Source organism: Pseudomonas sp. LB3P93 (genome assembly GCF_054898025.1).
In genome coordinates, this window is record NZ_CM142713.1 from 1,764,142 (window position 1) to 1,779,491 (window position 15,350).

The following is a 15,350-nucleotide window of genomic DNA, read 5'->3' on the forward strand; positions in this document are numbered from 1 at the left end:
CGGCGACCATGGATATGCGCAAGGGCGGTCTGGGTGTCAGTAGCAACGATTCGGGCTCCTATTCGGACTTGAATCGTTTGAACCAGCTCAAGGTCGGCGACAAGGACAGTGACGCGAACATGCGCAAGGTTGCGCAGGAATTCGAGTCGCTGTTCCTCGGTGAAATGCTCAAGTCCATGCGCTCGGCCACCGAAGCGCTGGGTAAGGACAACCCGCTCAACACCCCGGCGGCCAAGCAATACCAGGAAATGTACGACCAGCAGTTGGCTGTTTCCATGTCCCGCGAAGGCGGCGGTATTGGTCTGGCGGACGTGCTGATGCGCCAGATGTCGAAGAACAAACCGCTGGCGCCGGGCGAGGCTGCGGCCTTGTCCGCCGCCAAGCAGGAAGCGGCGAAAGCTGCGGTGCCGACGCCGATTGCCGCGGGTACTGTGGCCACCGACGGTCCGCTGTCGCGGCTCAATGGCCAGCGTCCGTTGTGGGCGTCGCGTTCGGTAAAAGCGCCGACAGGCGAGGGCACGCATCACAATGACATGGAGCTGATCAATCAGCGCCGGCTGGCCTTGCCGCCGAAACTGGCCGATCGCTTGCTCGCCGGTCTGGTGCCTTCGGCAACGACCGCAGCGACAAACCCGAACAAAACCTTGCTGCCTGAACGCGCCGCGACGCCGGTAGTGACCGGTGCCGGGCCGCTGTTCAATGGTGACTGGCTGCCTTCGCCAACCGATAACAAGTCGAGCGGACGCTTGCAGGTTTACGGTCGGGCGATGGCGCAGATTCCACTGGCACCGCCGAAGAAAGCCTTCAGCTCCGCCGACGAGTTCGTCAACACCATGCTGCCGATGGCCAAGGAAGCCGCCGACCGTATCGGCGTCGATCCGCGGTACCTGGTGGCCCAGGCCGCCCTGGAAACCGGTTGGGGTAAATCGGTCATGCGCGCCCAGGATGGCAGCAGTAGCCACAACCTGTTTGGCATCAAGGCGAGCAGCAGTTGGAAGGGTGAATCGGCGCGAGCGATCACCAGCGAATTCAGGAATGGCGAGATGGTCAAGGAGACGGCCGAGTTCCGCTCCTACGACTCGTATAAAGACAGCTTCCATGACCTGGTGACTTTGCTGCAAACCAATAATCGCTATCAAGATGTTCTGAAGTCTGCCGATAACCCAGAACAGTTTGTACGCGAGCTGCAGAAAGCCGGGTATGCAACAGACCCGGCCTACGCAAGCAAGATTTCGCAGATAGCCAAGCAGATGACGAGTTACCAAAACTACGCTGCGGCGGGCGCTTCCACTACGCCTCTATAGGCACAAGGCATAAGGTCTGAACCATGAGTTTGCTCAATATCGGGATGTCGGGTCTGGCCGCTGGCCAATCCTCGTTGATGACTACCGGCAATAACATTGCCAACGCCGACACCGCCGGTTACTCACGCCAGCAAACCGTGCAGAGTACCAAAGCCTCGAATCAGTTCGGCAATGTCTACATCGGCAGCGGTACGACCCTGGCCGATGTGCGCCGCGTCTACAACAGCTACCTCGATGCGCAATTGCAGACCACCACGTCGCTCAACAGCGATGCGGCCGCGTACGCCGGGCAGGTCAGCCCGCTCGACGCCTTGCTCTCGGACAGCGGCACCGGCCTCAATGGCGCCCTGACCAAGTTCTTCGCCTCGGTGCAGAACGTCAACGCCAAGCCGGGTGACGACGCATCGCGCCAGCTGTTGCTCAGCGATGCCCAGGCCTTGAGCAATCGTTTCAACTCAGTGTCCAGCCAGTTGACCCAGCAGAACGCGAGCATCAACGGCAACCTGACGAACATGGCCGATCAGGTCAACAAACTCGCCGCCACCGTGGCGCAGTTGAACCAGAAGATTTCCGAAGTTTCCAAGTCCGGCGGCATGCCGAACGAGCTGCTCGATGCGCGTAACGAAACCGTGCGTCAGCTCTCCACCTTCACCGGTGCGCAGGTCGTCGAGCGCGACGGTAACCTCGATATTTACCTGGGCAGCGGCCAGCCGCTGGTCATGGGCGGCACCGCCAGCACCCTGTCCGTGGTACCGAGCCAGAACGATCCTTCGCGCATGGGCATTCAGCTCAAATCCGGCGGCAGCACCATCGAAATCACCTCGGTGATGACCGGCGGTGAAATGGGCGGCCTGCTGCGTTATCGCAGCACCGTGCTGGACCCGGCCATGAACGAACTGGGCCGTGTGGCCCTGGTGGTCGCCGATCAGATGAACAGCCTCCAGGCTCAGGGCATCGACAAGAACGGTGCGTTCGGCTCGAACTTGTTCAACAGCATCAACAGTGCCGCGCAGATCGCCAACCGCAGTATTGCCACCGTGGGCAACAGCGCCGGTTCCGGCGACTTCGATGTGACCATCGCGGACAGCGGCAAGCTGACCATCAACGACTACAAGGTCACCTTCACCAGCGGCACCAACTACACCGTGCAGCGTCTGCCGGATGGCACGTCCATGGGCGCTTTCAGCACCCTGACCACGCCGCCGCCGGTGATCGATGGTTTCTCGTTGAAGCTTACCGGCGGCACTGCCGCTGCGGGTGACACGTTCAAGATCACCCCGACCCGCAACGCGGCGGAGAGTATCAAGACCGAGATGACCGACAGCAAACGTCTGGCCATCGCTGCACCCTTGAGTGCGGCCATTGTGCCGGGCGGCAGCGGGACCTTGACCATCTCGTCCAGCGGTCAACCGACCCTGACCACGAAGTTTGATATTTACGATGCCGCCACCACCACGGCGATCCAGAATGGCATCAAGAATTCGACGCCGGTCAAAGTGGTTTTCGGTTCGCCATCGGCCGACGGCACCAGCCAGACTTACCAATTGCTGGATGCCAAAGGTGTGCAGATCAGCACCGGCACCATCAAGCCAAACCAGAACAACACCCTGAGCCTGAGCATACCGCTCAAGGATGCCACGGGTGCGCCGATCATGGATCCGGGGCCGCCGGCCGTGCAGCGCACCGCGACCTTCGACATGACCGTGGCCGGCTCGCCGGGCACTGGTAGCGCGATCGACATCAACGTTGCGCAGCCAGGCACGATGGACAACCGCAATGGCACCGCACTGGCCGGCTTGCAGACCAAGCAGGTCGTGGACACCGGGAGCGCCAGCAAAGGCATTTCCCTGACCGATGCCTACGGCAAACTGGTCGAGGGTGTGGGCGCCAAAGCCGCTCAGGGCAAGCTCGACAGCGCCGCAACCGGCGCCATCCTGGCTAACGCCAAAGGTGCTCGCGACTCGTTGTCCGATGTCAACCTCGATGAGGAAACCGGCAACCTGGTCAAATATCAGCAGTACTACACCGCCTCTTCGCAGATCATCAAGGCTGCGCAGGAAATCTTCAGCACACTGATCAACAGTCTTTAAGGAGTCGTAGTCCATGCGCATTTCTACCAGCCAGTTTTACGAGTCCTCTGCCGCGAACTATCAGAAGAACTTCGCCAACGCGGTCAAAAGCACCGAAGAGTCCAGCAGCCTGGTTCGCGTCAACACCGCGGCCGATGATCCGGTCGGCGCCTCGCGCCTGCTGCAATTGGGTCAGCAGGCATCGATGCTCGATCAGTACAAGGCGAACACCAACACCCTCAAGGCGACCCTGGGTCAGACCGAGTCGGTGATGACCAGCATCACTAACGTACTGCAGCGCGCCCAGGAACTGGCGGTCGGTGCCGGCAACGCCGGTTACACCGACGCCGACCGTCAGGCCAACGCTTTGGAGCTGGGACAGATCGAAGAGCAGTTGTTGAGCCTGATGAACAGCCAGGACGAGAACGGCAAGTACATCTTTGCCGGTTCCAAGGGCGATACCGTGCCGTTCACGCGCAACGCCGATGGCACCTACAGCTACAACGGTGATCAGGTGACCCTCGACCTGGCGGTCGGCGACACCATGTCGATGGCGACCAACAGCACCGGTTGGGCAGTGTTCCAGCAGGCCATCAACACCAGTCGCAGCCAGGTCACCCTGACCGCACCGGCGGTGGATGATGGTCGGGTGGTGCTGTCCAATGGTCAGGTATCGTCGAGCGTGACCTACAACAGCAAGTTCCGTGCAGGCGAGCCGTACACCATCGATTTCGTCAGCGGCACTCAGTTGAAAATCACCGATTCGGGTGGTAACGACGTGACCGCTGAAGCCAGTCAGGGCGGTGTTTTCAACCCGGCCACCAAAGCGGGCCAGAACGTGTCGTTCCGCGGTGTCGAACTGAACCTGAACATCAATCTGGCGGCCGGCGATACCGCCGCCACCGTGCTGCCGGGCCACAGCTTTACCCTGGCAGCCAAGCCTGACACCTTTACCGCGACCCGCAGCCCGGGCAACCCGACGGCGACTCAAGTCACCGGCAGCAGCATTACCAACCCGGTGGCTTACCACGCCAGTTTCCCGACCGGTTCGGCGGTGATGAAATTCACCAGTGCCACCGCATTCGATTTGTACGCAGCACCGCTGACGGCCGATAGCAAACCGGTCTCTTCCGGCACCGTGGTGGCCGGCGTTGCGACCGCTTCGGGCGTGAGCTTCAACCTGACCGGTACACCGGGGGCAGGCGATCAGTTCAACGTGGCCGTCAACACTCACGAAACCCAGAACATTCTGGACACCGTGAGCCAGCTGAAAACCGCGCTGAATACGCCAACCAATAACAACCCGATCCTGAACCAGAAGCTGCAAGCTTCGCTGGCCTCGGGCCTCGGCAACCTGGCGAGCGGCAGCGATCAGTTGTCCAGTGCGTTGAGTTCGGTGGGTGGTCGCGGTTCAGCCCTGGATACCCAGAACGAAACCAACCAGAGCCTGGTCCTGGCCAACGCCCAGACGCAGTCGTCGATCCGCGATTCCGATCCGGCCGAAGTGATGACTCGCCTGACGTTGCAAACAACCATGTTGCAAGCGTCGCAACTGGCCTTCAGCAAGATTGCTCAGTTGGGCTTGTTCAACAAGATCTGAGGCTGTGCCTGTCGAGCTGCCAACCGTCTTTTCCTAAGCGGTTCCGAAGCCTCTGCCCGAAAGGGCAGGGGTTCGCCGCTCGAGAGTTTCGCCGTGAATCAACACCCTCTAGTCAGTATCGTCATCCCCGCCTTCAACCCGCGCTTCTTCAGTCAGGCGCTGGAAAGTTCGCTCGCTCAAACCTATGAGAACGTCGAGATCGTCATCTGTGACGATTCGTCCACCGACGAGATTCGCGACATCGTCCAGTCGTTTGCCGACCCTGTGCACCCCGTTCGTTACCTGCGTAACCCGAAGCGCCTGGGCTTGCAAAAAAACGTACTGCGCTGTGTCAAGGAAGCCAAGGGCGAGTTCATCAAAGTGCTGTGCGACGACGATCGCCTGTTTGCGCCGAGCATCGAGGTGCAGGCCCGGGCGCTGATCGATCATCCCGAGGTCACGCTGGTTTGCGGCCTGCGCATGTTCAGCGATGCCGGGAACTTCATCCTGCCGCCACGACTCGAAAACTGCCTTTTCTCGCCTGGCGATGCATTGCTCAAGGGCGATGACATGTTGGCTATTTTCGAGGGCACGCCAAGGAATTTCATTGGCAACCTCAGCTCGACCCTGATGCGCCGTGCCGATGTGCTGGAGCTCTTGCCTGCGCTGGTTCAGGAAGATTGCGGCTTTGTCGCGATGCTCGATTTCGCTTTATTCGTGTGCCTGCTTCGACGCGGCAACATGGCGGTGCTGAATACGGTGCTGAGCACCGAACGTATGTACCCGGAACGTCTGAGCAAAACGCCGGAAATGGTCCGCGCCGCCGCGCAGGAACTGGAATGGTTGACTCAGATGCTCACCACGCGGGGAGGGGAGTCGGCTCCGGCCTCGGGTTGGGTGCGCACGGTTGATTTGAACAAGGCGGCTGATGAGCCTCGTCAGTGGGAAGAATTGTGCGTGGTGCGCGTACTGGGCGGCCGCAACACCGTGGTCAACGGCCGAGTCGGTGGGCAGAGCGACAGCTATGCCGATTTCTACCGAGAGTGGCTGGCGAGTCGTCATTTCACTTCGGCGGAAACGCGGCACATGCCGGAAACGATCAGCCGCTGGGCCGTGCGTCCTAACCTGGTGCCGATCATCATCGACACCGAGTCTGACACTGTCGCCCTGAACGCCACGCTGGCCAGCCTCGCCACTCAACTGTACGCACCGCAAGCGGTGGTGGTGCTGTCGAACGGTGACTGCGATGTTGCCGATAACGTGTTGCAGTTGCCGCTTGAGGAAAACTGGTCGCACCAGCTCAATGCCGTAGTGCCTGCGCTTGAAGGCGCGCATTGGTTCTATTTGCTGCGTGCGGGTGACACGTTGCGTGAGTCGTCTCTGCTGGTGTTGGCGGAGCGCATTGCCGGCACCCCCGGCATGCTCTGCGCTTACAGCGATGAGGGTGCGCTGCTGGAGGGTGAGTCCGCCGATCCGGTGTTCAAGCCAGGCTTCAATCTCGACCTCATGCGTTCCTATCCTTACGTCGGGCGCACCCTGGCCTTTGAGCGCGAGCGCTTTTTGGCGGTGGGCGGTTTTGATTCGCTTCACGGCGAATTGGCGCCGCACGATTTGCTCTGGCGGCTGGTAGAAGAGGCCGGGTTGCAAACCATTGAGCACATTGCCGAGATTCAGGTGGAGTCGACTCAGACCTTCGCCGATTGGCTGTCGTTGCCTGAGGTGATCGAGGGTAGCGAGGCGCTGGTCAGCGCGCACCTGACCCGTATCGGTCTCGAACACAGGATTCGCGACTGCGAGTTGCCGCTGCTCAAGCGCATCGATTACCTGCACGCTCACCGGCCTGTGGTCTCGATCATCATTGCGGCGGGCACCTCGTTGGCGGCCTTGCAGCGCTGCACCGAAAGCCTGATCGAACAGACCTCGTACACCGAATACGAAATCCTGATTGTGGATGAAGGGCGTGGCGATTCGGCGATGGCCGAGTGGCTGGGCGCGATGTCTCAGCTGGGCGCCGCCATGCTGCGAGTGCTGCATTTTGACGGGCGTACCGGCGAGGCGGCCATCGTCAACTTCGCCGCCAGCCATGCGCGTGGCGAGTACTTGTTGACGCTTAGCCCACGCAGCGTGATCTGCGCTGGCGACTGGCTCGCCGAACTGCTCAACCACGCTCAGCGTCCGGAAGTCGGCGTAGTGGGCGCACGCCTGCTGAGTGCCAACGGTGCGATTGTCTCTGCCGGTTTGATTCTGGGGCTGGCCGGGCCTGCCAGTTCGCCGTTTTTCGGCGAGCATGCCAGTGCTCGCGGCTACATGCAGCGTCTGCAAGTGGTGCAGAACTGGAGCGCTGTCAGCAGTGATTGCCTGATGGTGCGCAAAGAAGTATTCGACAGCGTGGGTCAGTTGGATGACGCCGCGTTCAGTCTGGAACTCGGTGCTGCTGATCTGTGCCTCAAGGCAGATAAAAACGGCTATCTGATCGTCTGGACGCCTTTCGCGAGTGTGGTGATGGGTGAAAACACATCGCCAGCAGCGTCCCAGGACAATGTGCCTGCGCAGGCGCTTGAGCAGGAAACCTTCTACAAGAAGTGGTTGCCGAAAATCTCCCATGATCCGGCCTACAATCCGGCGCTGACGCTCGGTATTTCGAGCTTCAGTCTGGAGCCTTCGCTGCGCAACAACTGGAACCCGTTCTGCCATCGCGATCTCCCGTTGATTCTCGGGTTGCCGGTCAACGAGTCGGCGATCGGGCATTACCGTGTGACTGCGCCTTTGGCTGAGCTTGAGGCGGCCGGGCGGGTCATTTCGCGTGTGGCTTACGAGTCTCCGTCGACCGTGGAAATCGAGCGCTTGTCGCCTGACGCCATTATCTTGCAGGGGCGCTACGGCGAAGGCTCGGCGGCCGACATTCTGCGTATGAAGAAGTACTCCAATGCCCTGCGGATTTTCGAGCTGGACGACTACATTGTCAGCACGCCGAAAAAGAACAGCCACGCCCGCAACAAGCCGACCAACACCGAGCAGTTGTTGCGAGAGGGCATTGCCCAGTGCGACCGCGTGGTGGTGACCACTCAGTCGTTGGCCGATGTGTTGTCGAGCATGCACAGCGAGATTCGCGTGGTGCCCAACATGCTCCCGCCGGACCCGTGGTTGACGCTGAGCAGCCAGCGCCGTACCTCGAAAAAACCACGGGTTGGCTGGGGCGGTGGCACCAGTCACACCGGCGACCTGGAAATCATTGCCGATGTGGTTCGCGAGTTGGCCAATGAGGTGGATTGGGTCTTCTTCGGCATGTGCCCGGACGCCTTGCGCCCGTACGTTCATGAGTTCTATGGCACCATCGATTTGCAGAGTTACCCGTACAAACTGGCGAGCCTGAATCTTGATTTGGCGTTGGCGCCGTTGGAGTTTCATATCTTCAACGACTGCAAAAGTAATCTGCGGTTGCTGGAATATGGCGCTTGCGGGTATCCGGTTATTTGTACTGATACCCGTGCTTATGACGGGTTCCTGCCTTGCACCAAGGTGCTGAGTAACAGTACTGAGGAGTGGTTGCAGGCGATTCGTATGCATTTGGCTGATCCGGATGCCAGCTATCGCATGGGGGATCAGTTGCGTGAGGCGGTGCATCGGGACTTTATATTGCGCGGTGACAATCTTCAGCACTGGCTTTGGGGGTGGTTGCCGGACTGATTGTTTTGTCTGTGTACATATCCGTTTCTGCGGTAACGGCGGCTTAGGGTTTCGCCCTTACGGCGACTCACTTTTTTTTCAAACGCCAAAAAAAAGTAAGCAAAAAAAGGCTCGCCCCAAGCGTCCGGCCCCTCGCCTGGGCTCGGCGTTCCTTCGCTCCGGTATCCATCCGGGGACACTGCCCTCCGGTCTGCTTCGCGACGACCTACATGCAGCGTGTTCGACTGCGTCGAACGGCGCTGCGCGCCACTCCCCGGATGAACACCTCCACTCAGCCTCCCGAACGGGGCGGGTGGATCAAGATCAAAAGCTGAAGGCGAGCTAACGCTCGGCCTGATGAGTGGTGAAGAGCAAAAGCCGGACGATGCTCTGCTTGCTTTTTGTAGGAGCGAGGCTTGCCCGCGAAGGCGGCCTGACAGCCGACCGATTTCTTGCAGGTGTACATCAATACACTGTGGGAGTGAGCCCGCTCGCGATGGCGGTGTGTCAGGCAAGTCAATGTTGATCGAACTACCGCAATCGCGAGCAGGCTCGCACCTACAGGTGTGAGGATACTTTGGCTTTGGCTTTGGCTTTGGCTTTGGCTTTGGCTTTGGCTTTGGCTTTGGCTTTGGCTTTGGCTTTGGCTTTTGACGTTGATCTTGATCTTGATCTTTCGCCCCTTCGGCAGGCCGAGCGTAGGTGTTCATCAGGGGGTTAGGCGCGAAGCGCCGTGCGGCGAAGCCGCACACATCGAGAGGAGGTCGTCGCGAAGCAGACCGTAGGCGATGCCCCCTGATGGACACCGTAGCGAGGGAACGCGGAGCCTCAGCGAGGCGCCGTACGCCGGGGCGAAGCCTTTTGGTTCCTTTTTGGCGTTTGAAAAAGGGACTCGCTGTAAGAGCGAAACCATAAGTCGCCGTTACCGCAGCAATGGATATGTACACAAATCCCAAATCCCAAATCCCAAATCCCAAATCCCAAATCCCAAATCCCAAATCCCAAATCCCTCCAAACCCCGCCAGTCGCCGACCCCAGACAATTGGCTCACTTCCTGCAAGTCCCCCGCATATCGCCATAAAACCTTCACCTCAAAACACGTGAAGGCCCCAGTGGCTGCGGGCAAATGATGTGCATCTGACGGTTCGCCAACCCTCGCGGGGGTGGCAGGGCCGCGCGAAGAGCAAGAGGACAGCGATGAAGGCAGTAATTCTGGCAGGTGGTCTCGGTACGCGGATCAGCGAAGAGTCGCACCTCAAGCCCAAGCCAATGATCGAAATCGGCGGCAAGCCAATTCTTTGGCACATTATGAAACAGTACTCCGCCCACGGGATCCATGACTTCGTGATTTGCCTTGGCTACAAGGGCTACGCGATCAAGGATTTCTTCGCCAACTACTTCCTGCACACTTCCGACGTCACCTTCGACATGTGCAACAACCGCATGGACGTTCACCAGAACTACAGCGAACCGTGGCGCGTGACCCTGATCGACACCGGCGAAGACACCATGACCGGTGGCCGCCTGCGTCGCGCCGCCCGTTACCTGGAAGGCGAACAAGCGTTCTGCTTCACCTACGGCGACGGCGTTTCGGACCTCAACATTGGCGCCTTGGTAGACTTCCACCTGACCCACGGCAAACTCGCAACCGTGACCGCCGTGCAGCCACCGGGCCGTTACGGCGCCCTGGAGCGCGACGGTGACAGCGTCAAAGGCTTCATTGAGAAGCCGCGCGGTGATGGCGGCTGGATCAATGGCGGCTTCTTCGTGCTGTCGCCCAAAGTGCTGCCGTACATCGCCGACGATCAGACATCCTGGGAAGCCGAGCCGCTGGCCGCGCTGGCCAGTGAACAGCAACTGCAAGCCTTCCAGCACGACGGTTTCTGGCATCCGATGGACACCCTGCGCGACAAAAACCACCTTGAGCAACTGTGGCTGAGCGGGGAGGCCCCATGGAAACAATGGGACTGAGCCCGGAGTTCTGGCGCGGCAAGCGGGTTCTGCTGACCGGCCATACCGGTTTCAAAGGCAGTTGGCTGACGTTGTGGCTGCAAAGCCTCGGCGCTGAAGTGAGCGGGTTTTCCCTTGATCCTTCGACCGAGCCGAGCCTGTTCGAGCTGGCGCGGGTGCACGAAGGCATCAACGATCAGCGCGGTGACCTGCGTGACCTCGGCGCTTTGCTGGAGCTGATCGCCGAGACCCAGCCGGAAATCGTCTTGCACCTGGCGGCCCAGCCGCTGGTGCGCGAAGGTTATCGCGACCCGTTGGGGACTTACTCCAGCAACGTCATGGGCACCCTCAATCTGCTCGAAGCGATCCGCCAGGTCGGCGGCGTGCGTGCCTGCGTGCTGGTGACCACCGACAAGGTCTACGCCAATCAGGAATGGCTGTGGCCATACCGTGAAAACGAAGCCCTTGGTGGACACGATCCGTACAGCAGCAGCAAAGCCTGCTGCGAGTTGCTGGCGCAGTCTTACGCGGCTTCGTTCTTCCCGGCTGAAAAGCATGCCGAACACGGTCTGGCCCTGGCCACGGCGCGTGCCGGCAACGTGTTGGGCGGGGGGGATTTTGCGCCGGAGCGATTGATTCCCGATGTGCTCAAAGCCTGGTCCGCCGACGAACCCGTGACCCTGCGCTACCCGCAAGCTGTGCGCCCGTGGCAGCACGCGCTGGAGCCGCTGGCCGGTTACCTGCAACTGGCCGCCGGCCTCTATGAAAAAGGTCCCGAGTTTGCCGGTGCGTGGAACTTCGGCCCGAGCGAAGCGGACATGTGCAGCGTCGGCGAAGTCGTCGAATTGCTTGCCAGCCGCTGGCCGCAAGCGCGCGGTTTGCGTATCGAGCCGAGTGAATTGCATGAGGCCGGTCTGTTGCGTCTGGACAGCAGCCGCGCCCGTCAACTGTTGGCCTGGCAGCCGCGCTGGTCGTTGCAGCAGTGCCTGACCCAGACCCTCGACTGGCACCTGGCGTGGCAGAACGGCGACGACATGCGCACCATCACCCTGAGCCAGTTGAACCTGTACCGAGGCGCGCTGTGAGCGAGTTTCTGTTGAAACCATTGCCGCTCGCCGGGTTGTTCAGCGTGCAGCACAAACGCTTCGAAGATGAGCGCGGGCACTTTGCGCGGCTGTTCTGTGAAGGCAGTCTCAGCGCCTTTGGCGAGCCGTTTCATATCCGTCAGATCAACCATTCCTGCACACGCGAACGCGGCAGTGTGCGCGGTCTGCATTACCAGAACGCCAGTGCGCCGGAAGCCAAGCTGATCACCTGCCTGCGCGGTGAAGTCTGGGATGTGGCGGTGGATTTGCGCCCCGACTCCGAGACCTTCCTGCACTGGCATGCCGAACACCTGCGCGCCGGCGACGGTCGCAGCCTGTTGATTCCGGCCGGGTTCGCCCACGGCTTCCAGACCCTGACCGACGACGCCGAATTGCTCTACCTGCACAGCGCGGATTACACGCCTGCGTATGAGGGTGGTTTGAGTGTGAACGATCCGCGGCTGGCGATTGCCTGGCCGTTGCCTGTCAATAATCTGTCGGCCAGGGATTCCAGCCATCCCTTGCTCGATGAGCACTTCGCTGGAGTACGTGTATGAACTGCCGTGGTTGCGGGACTTCTCTGGACTTGCCGCTGATCGATCTCGGCACTTCGCCGCCGTCCAACGCTTATGTGCGCGCCGATCAGCTGGAACAAGCCGAGCAATGGGTGCCGCTGAAGGTTGCGGTGTGTCAGCAGTGCTGGCTGGTGCAGACCGAGGATTACACCAGCGCCGACAGCCTGTTCGACGCCGAATATGCCTACTTCAGTTCGTTCTCCAGCACCTGGCTGGCCCATGCCGACAAGTATGTGGCCGAGATGGTCGAGCGCTTCGGCCTGACTGGCGACAGCCGCGTGGTGGAAATCGCGGCCAATGACGGTTACCTGTTGCAGTACGTGTCCGGGCGCGGCATCCCTTGCCTGGGCGTCGAGCCGACCCGCAGCACCGCGCAAGCGGCGCGGGAAAAAGGCTTGGAGATCCGCGAGCTGTTTTTCGGCCGCGATACGGCTTCGCAGTTGATCGCCGACGGTTGGTCCGCCGACTTGATGGCGGCCAATAACGTGCTGGCCCATGTGCCGGACATCAATGATTTCCTCGGCGGTTTCGCGACGTTGCTCAAGCCGACCGGCGTGGCGACGTTCGAGTTTCCGCAGTTGCTGACCCTGATGGCCGGGCAGCAGTTCGACACGCTGTATCACGAGCATTATTCCTACCTGTCGCTGACCGCGGTGCAAACGCTGTGCGAGCGCAACGGTCTGGAAGTGTTCGACGTCAGTCAGTTGTCGACACACGGCGGATCGCTGCGAGTCTTCGTCCAGCGTGCCGACGGCGCGCGCCGCGACGTGCAGCCAGCGGTTGCCCGGCAGCTGCAAGCCGAACTCGCCGCAGGAGTGAAAACCCCCGAGTACTACGCGACCCTCGCGCCCGCCGCCGAACGCATCAAGCACCAACTGCTGCGTTTCCTGTTACAGGCGAAAGCCGACGGCAAGCGCGTGGTCGGTTACGGCGCCGCGGCCAAGGGCAACACCTTGCTCAACTACGCCGGTGTCAAACCGGACTTGCTGGCCTGGGTCGCCGACGCCAATCCGCACAAGCAGGGCAAGTACCTGCCGGGCAGTCGCATTCCGATTGTTTCGCCGGCGCAGATCGATCTGGAAAAACCCGATTACGTGCTGGTGCTGCCGTGGAACCTGTTACACGAAGTCAGTCAGCAACTGGCCCAGGTGCGCGAGTGGGGCGGCCGCTTTGTCATCGCCGTGCCTGAGTTGACCGTCCTGTGAAGGTCCTGGTCACCGGGGCGACCGGGTTCGTCGGCCGGCATCTGGTCGAGGCCTTGCTCGCCCGTGGCTGCGAAGTCCGCGCCGTGGCACGCAACGCCGAGACCGCTGCGAACTTGCCGTGGATCAATGCCGTGGAATTCGTAGCGGCGGATATTCACGCCGCCGAACTCGACATCGCCGCGCTGACCGATGGCATCGACGCACTGGCACATCTGGCTTGGCCAGGATTGCCGAACTATCAGGCGCTGTTTCACTTCGAGCACAACCTGATGGCCGATTACCGGTTCATCAAGGGCGCGGTCGAGGCGGGCGTCTCGCAAGTACTGGTCACCGGCACCTGTTTTGAATACGGCATGCAGAGTGGTCCGCTCAGCGAACAGACCACACCGCAGCCGGGCAATCCTTATGGGTTGGCAAAAAATACCCTGCGTCTGTTCCTCGAAAATCTGCAGCGGGTTCAACCGTTCACCCTGCAATGGGCACGGCTGTTTTATCTGCACGGCGAGGGGCAAAACCCGAACAGTTTGCTCGCGGCGCTGGACCGGGCGATTGATACCGGCGACGACAGTTTCAACATGTCGGCCGGCGAACAGCTGCGCGATTACCTGGCCATCGAAACGGCCGCCGGTTACCTCGCCGCCATCGTGCAACAGCGTGATTTCGACGGCGTGATCAATTGTTCCAGCGGCCAGCCGGTTTCGGTTCGGGCGTTGGTCGAGCAACGACTGCGGGAACGTGGCGCAGCGATCCGTCTGAACCTCGGTCACTACCCATACCCGACCCACGAGCCGATGGCGTTCTGGGGCGTGGCGGACCGTTTGCAACAGCTACTGGGAGCAGAGCATGAGGCATGAGTTGTATCGGGTCGCCGACCTGCCGGTGTTGCAGAACCGCACCTTTGCCGACCCTGCGTCGGCGAAAGCGTCGGCGTGCGCCGACATGGTCTTGGTGCAGGACGAAAAGAGCGGGTTGATCTTCAACCAGGCCTTCGATGCCGACAAGCTCAGCTATGACGCTGACTACCAGAATGAACAAGCGCACTCGGGCCAGTTCCAGAAACACCTGAGCGATGTCGAAGGCATCATTGCCCGCCACTTCAAGGGTCAGGAACTGATCGAAGTCGGCTGCGGCAAAGGCTACTTTCTGGAGCTGCTGAAAAGCCTGGGTTACGCCATCACCGGCATCGACCCGGCCTACGAAGGCAGCAACGCCGACGTGATCAAGGCGCCGTTTACGCGCGGCCTGGGTCTGGCGGCGGACGCCATTGTGCTGCGCCATGTACTGGAACACATTCAGGATCCGGTGAGCTTCCTCGCCGAAATGGCCGACGCCAATCAGGGCGGGCAGATCTACATCGAAGTGCCGTGCTTCGACTGGATCCTGGAGCACCGCGCCTGGTTCGACCTGTTCTACGAGCACGTCAATTACTTCCGCCTCGATGACTTGCGCCGGATGTTCGGCACGGTGCACGAGGCCGGTCACCTGTTCGGTGGCCAATACCTGTACATCGTGGCGGACCTGGCAACCTTACGTCTGACCCCCGAACAACCGGTGCCGCGCCTTGAGTTGCCACAAGGTTTCACCAGCAGCCTCGAGCGCGCGGTGCGGATTATTCAAGCCGCCCCCGAACAAGGTTCGGCGATCTGGGGCGCGTCGTCCAAAGGCGTGATCTATTCGCTGTTCCTGCAACGGGCCGGTGTGGCGGTGGATCGCGTGGTGGATATCAACCCGGCCAAACAGGGCCGGTATCTACCACTTAGCGGCGTACGTGTTTCCTCGCCGCAAGAGGCCATGGACGCGTTGCCCGAAGGCGCCAATCTGTTTGTGATGAACTCCAACTACCTCGAAGAAATCAAGCGGATGACCGATGGACGCTACGTCTATCACGCCGTCGACAGCGCTTCGTTCCAGTGACTA

The 15,350-nt window shown here is 60.7% G+C and carries 10 protein-coding genes; all 10 read left to right on the plus strand.

The features are described 5' to 3' along the window. Nucleotides 1–8: 8 nt before the first annotated feature. The 10 genes from flgJ (at nucleotide 9) to ACYZT8_RS07845 (ending at nucleotide 15,347) form a co-directional block, all read left to right on the plus strand. Entirely contained in the window at nucleotides 9–1,304 is a 1,296-nt protein-coding gene (gene flgJ / locus ACYZT8_RS07800; protein ID WP_461980226.1) for a flagellar assembly peptidoglycan hydrolase FlgJ, read from the plus strand. 23 nt (nucleotides 1,305–1,327) lie between these two features. Continuing rightward, the gene (flgK, locus tag ACYZT8_RS07805; protein ID WP_461980227.1) at nucleotides 1,328–3,394 is read left to right on the plus strand and encodes a flagellar hook-associated protein FlgK; all 2,067 of its coding nucleotides are present in this window, start codon (nucleotides 1,328–1,330) and stop codon (nucleotides 3,392–3,394) included. A gap of 13 nt (nucleotides 3,395–3,407) precedes the next feature. Next, nucleotides 3,408–4,973 (plus strand): flagellar hook-associated protein 3, encoded by a 1,566-nt coding sequence (locus ACYZT8_RS07810; protein WP_461980228.1) that lies wholly within the window; start codon nucleotides 3,408–3,410, stop codon nucleotides 4,971–4,973. Between the two features lie 93 nt (nucleotides 4,974–5,066). Then, nucleotides 5,067–8,639, plus strand: a complete 3,573-nt coding sequence (locus tag ACYZT8_RS07815) for a glycosyltransferase (protein WP_461980229.1) — start codon at nucleotides 5,067–5,069, stop codon at nucleotides 8,637–8,639. Between the two features lie 1,176 nt (nucleotides 8,640–9,815). Continuing rightward, nucleotides 9,816–10,589 carry a glucose-1-phosphate cytidylyltransferase gene (gene rfbF / locus ACYZT8_RS07820; RefSeq protein WP_438662263.1) on the plus strand — a complete coding sequence of 258 codons (774 nt, stop codon included), beginning with the start codon at nucleotides 9,816–9,818 and terminating at the stop codon, nucleotides 10,587–10,589. Continuing rightward, nucleotides 10,571–11,653 carry a CDP-glucose 4,6-dehydratase gene (rfbG, locus tag ACYZT8_RS07825; protein ID WP_461980230.1) on the plus strand — a complete coding sequence of 361 codons (1,083 nt, stop codon included), beginning with the start codon at nucleotides 10,571–10,573 and terminating at the stop codon, nucleotides 11,651–11,653. The genes rfbF and rfbG overlap by 19 nt, the downstream gene beginning before the upstream one ends. Beyond that, on the plus strand, nucleotides 11,650–12,210 hold the full coding sequence (locus ACYZT8_RS07830; RefSeq protein ID WP_461980231.1) for a dTDP-4-dehydrorhamnose 3,5-epimerase family protein: 561 nt from the start codon (nucleotides 11,650–11,652) through the stop codon (nucleotides 12,208–12,210). Before rfbG ends, ACYZT8_RS07830 begins: the two co-directional genes overlap by 4 nt. Further along, on the plus strand, nucleotides 12,207–13,433 hold the full coding sequence (locus ACYZT8_RS07835) for a methyltransferase domain-containing protein (protein ID WP_461980232.1): 1,227 nt from the start codon (nucleotides 12,207–12,209) through the stop codon (nucleotides 13,431–13,433). The genes ACYZT8_RS07830 and ACYZT8_RS07835 overlap by 4 nt, the downstream gene beginning before the upstream one ends. Next, a complete protein-coding gene (locus tag ACYZT8_RS07840) occupies nucleotides 13,430–14,287 on the plus strand; it encodes an NAD-dependent epimerase/dehydratase family protein (protein WP_461980233.1) in 858 nt (285 codons plus the stop codon). Before ACYZT8_RS07835 ends, ACYZT8_RS07840 begins: the two co-directional genes overlap by 4 nt. After that, nucleotides 14,277–15,347 (plus strand): class I SAM-dependent methyltransferase, encoded by a 1,071-nt coding sequence (locus ACYZT8_RS07845; RefSeq protein WP_461980234.1) that lies wholly within the window; start codon nucleotides 14,277–14,279, stop codon nucleotides 15,345–15,347. Before ACYZT8_RS07840 ends, ACYZT8_RS07845 begins: the two co-directional genes overlap by 11 nt. The last annotated feature ends 3 nt before the right edge of the window (nucleotides 15,348–15,350 follow it).

Excerpts from the sequence above, each read along its gene's own strand:
- flgJ (WP_461980226.1), top strand. The coding sequence starts at position 9 with ATGGATATGCGCAAGGGCGGTCTGGGTGTCAGTAGCAACGATTCGGGC.
- flgK (WP_461980227.1), top strand. The coding sequence starts at position 1,328 with ATGAGTTTGCTCAATATCGGGATGTCGGGTCTGGCCGCTGGCCAATCC.
- ACYZT8_RS07810 (WP_461980228.1), top strand. The coding sequence starts at position 3,408 with ATGCGCATTTCTACCAGCCAGTTTTACGAGTCCTCTGCCGCGAACTAT.
- rfbF (WP_438662263.1), top strand. The coding sequence starts at position 9,816 with ATGAAGGCAGTAATTCTGGCAGGTGGTCTCGGTACGCGGATCAGCGAA.
- rfbG (WP_461980230.1), top strand. The coding sequence starts at position 10,571 with ATGGAAACAATGGGACTGAGCCCGGAGTTCTGGCGCGGCAAGCGGGTT.
- ACYZT8_RS07835 (WP_461980232.1), top strand. The coding sequence starts at position 12,207 with ATGAACTGCCGTGGTTGCGGGACTTCTCTGGACTTGCCGCTGATCGAT.
- ACYZT8_RS07845 (WP_461980234.1), top strand. The coding sequence starts at position 14,277 with ATGAGGCATGAGTTGTATCGGGTCGCCGACCTGCCGGTGTTGCAGAAC.